The following is a 2,581-nucleotide window of genomic DNA, read 5'->3' on the forward strand; positions in this document are numbered from 1 at the left end:
TGCGTATTTTCATGAAAGGAGATCACTCAATAACTTCCATCGAGATCGGGTAATAACATTTGAACAGATCGCTGAATAACATCGATGGAGATCACTTTTGACTCATTTTGTTATTCAGTGATCTCCATCAATGTTATTGGAACTTCACAGGTGTGTTGATCTGTATCTTTTGCCATTCCGGTAAAGGATACCTATGCCAACAGTTCCAATTTCTATGAGAAAACTTAAAGAAATTCTTAGGCTTAAATACGGTGTTGGACTCAGCCATCGACAAATTGGTCGTAGTCTTGCAATCTCCCCTTCCGTTGTATCCAGATATGCTAATCGGGCGGCTCAACTTGGCATAAAGCAGTGGCCCTTACCTACAGGATGGGATGATACAAAACTAAAACATGCGTTCCTTCAGACCCAGGTTAAGATGAAGAAGCACTCTCTGCCTGACTGGGCTACAGTACACCGGGAACTGCGTAATAAATGCGTGACGCTGCAGCTACTCTGGGAAGAATACTGTGAGCGTAATCCAGGCGGTTTTTACAGCTATAACCATTACTGCCGGATGTACCGTGAATGGCTCAAAACCACTTCACCATCAATGCGTCAGGTACATAAAGCTGGCGAAAAACTTTTCGTTGATTACTGTGGACCTACCGTTGGCGTTACCGACCCTGAGACCGGAGAAATAAGAACTGCTCAGGTCATCGTAGCTGTTCTCGGGGCATCAAGTTACACATGGGCAGAGGCCACCTGGTCTCAGCAGCTTGAAGACTGGGTGATGAGTCATGTTCGCTGCTTCCAGTGGTTGGGTGGCGTTCCTGAACTTGTTGTTCCGGACAATCTGAAAAGCGCCACATCCAGGGCATGTAAGTATGATCCTGACGTTAACCCTACCTACCAGCAGATGCTTGAGCATTATAATGTCGCAGTTTTGCCTGCGCGGCCACGTAAACCGAAAGATAAAGCCAAAGCTGAAGTTGGCGTTCAGGTTGTTGAACGCTGGATCATGGCCCGAATCAGGCATGAGATCTTCTACAGCCTTGCATCGCTTAATCAGCGCATTCGGGAGTTGCTGGAAAGACTGAATAACAAAATAATGCAGAAGTTGGGTTATTCACGTGCAGAACTCTTCATCCAGCTTGATAAACCCGCACTGAAGCCTCTTCCTGAAGCCAGTTACAGTTACACCCTGGTGAAGAAAGTCAGAGTTCATGCCGATTACCACGTGGAAATCGACAAACATTACTACTCGGTTCCATGTTCGCTGTTAGGCCAGCAACTGGAAGCATGGATCTCCGGAGAACTGGTAAGACTCTTCAATCAGGGGCAGGAGGTTGCTGTGCACCCGCGCAAGCGTACTTATGGCTACAGTACCCGCAACGAGCACATGCCTGAAGCTCATCGACAGCATGCCACCTGGACGCCAGAGCGTCTTCTGGAATGGGCGGGGCACATAGGCAGTGAAACTCATAGTTATGTGCTTCATATACTGAACTCTCGTCCACATCCGGAACAAAGCTATCGCTTCTGCCTTGGACTCCTGAACCTTCATAAAAAATACAGTAAAGCCAGACTTAATGCAGCATGTGCAAGAGCTCTGGAAACAAAGGTATGGCGTCTGTCAGGTATTAAATCGATCCTGGAAAAAGGTCTGGATAAACAACCTGTTCAGGATCCAAAACCAGATCTGTTATCCACGATGGAACACGAAAACGTACGCGGCAGTGAGTATTACCACTGATACGGGATCCAATGATGAATCATCTTTACGAACAACTGACCGCACTTAAACTCACCGGCTTCCGTGATGCGCTTAAAAAGCAACTTGCTCAACCGGGCACATACCAGGAGCTGGGCTTCGAAGAACGCCTGTCATTACTGACAGCAGAAGAACTAACCTGCCGTGAAAACAGGAAGGCAGAGCGTCTGATCAAACATGCACGGTTCAGACTTAATGCTGAGTTATCAAAGCTGGATTATCGTAACAATAGAGGGCTGGACAGGGCCCTCATCCGTTCACTCAGTCAGGGAAACTGGTTAACCCTGAAACAAAATATTTTACTGACCGGGGCCACCGGCAGCGGTAAAACGTTCCTGGCATGTGCACTTGGTCATAATGCCTGCCGACAGGGATACAAGGTCTACTATTATCGCCTTAAAGCGCTGATGGAACAGTGCTATCAGGGGCATGCTGATGGAAGATACAGCAAACTTTTGACCAGGCTGAATAATAGCGATCTGCTGCTTCTGGATGACTGGGGGCTGGAACCTCTCTCATCAGAACAGCGTAGCGACCTGCTGGAAATAGTGGATCTGATGTACCAACGAGGCTCAATCATCGTAGTGAGCCAGTTGCCGGTGGAAAACTGGTACAAAATGATCGGAGACTCCACACATGCGGATGCCATCCTAGATCGACTGGTTCATGGCAGTATCAAGATCGAACTTAAAGGAGAATCAATGCGGAAAATACAATCTCCGTTGACCGAAGGAGATCAGTGAAGGTAATTTAAAAACGGTTCTGTGAAAGTGACACGAACCGATCTCCATCGATGTTACTCACCGATCTCCTTCACGGTAATACGCA

Annotated in this window: 2 protein-coding genes; both read left to right on the forward strand. The window is 47.4% G+C overall.

Translation table 11 applies throughout. The features are described from left to right. Nucleotides 1-193: 193 nt before the first annotated feature. The gene (gene istA / locus FTE26_RS04955; RefSeq protein ID WP_002431311.1) at nucleotides 194-1,735 is read left to right on the forward strand and encodes an IS21-like element ISEc12 family transposase; all 1,542 of its coding nucleotides are present in this window, start codon (nucleotides 194-196) and stop codon (nucleotides 1,733-1,735) included. A gap of 14 nt (nucleotides 1,736-1,749) precedes the next feature. Continuing rightward, a complete protein-coding gene (gene istB / locus FTE26_RS04960) occupies nucleotides 1,750-2,496 on the forward strand; it encodes an IS21-like element ISEc12 family helper ATPase IstB (RefSeq protein WP_001016257.1) in 747 nt (248 codons plus the stop codon). Nucleotides 2,497-2,581: the final 85 nt, after the last annotated feature.

Origin of the sequence: Escherichia sp. S10b, assembly GCF_028421345.1 — a bacterium.
In the GTDB taxonomy this organism is placed as follows: domain Bacteria; phylum Pseudomonadota; class Gammaproteobacteria; order Enterobacterales; family Enterobacteriaceae; genus ECMA0423.

Coding starts and splice junctions, on each gene's coding strand:
- istA (WP_002431311.1), top strand. CDS start 194: ATGCCAACAGTTCCAATTTCTATGAGAAAACTTAAAGAAATTCTTAGG.
- istB (WP_001016257.1), top strand. CDS start 1,750: ATGAATCATCTTTACGAACAACTGACCGCACTTAAACTCACCGGCTTC.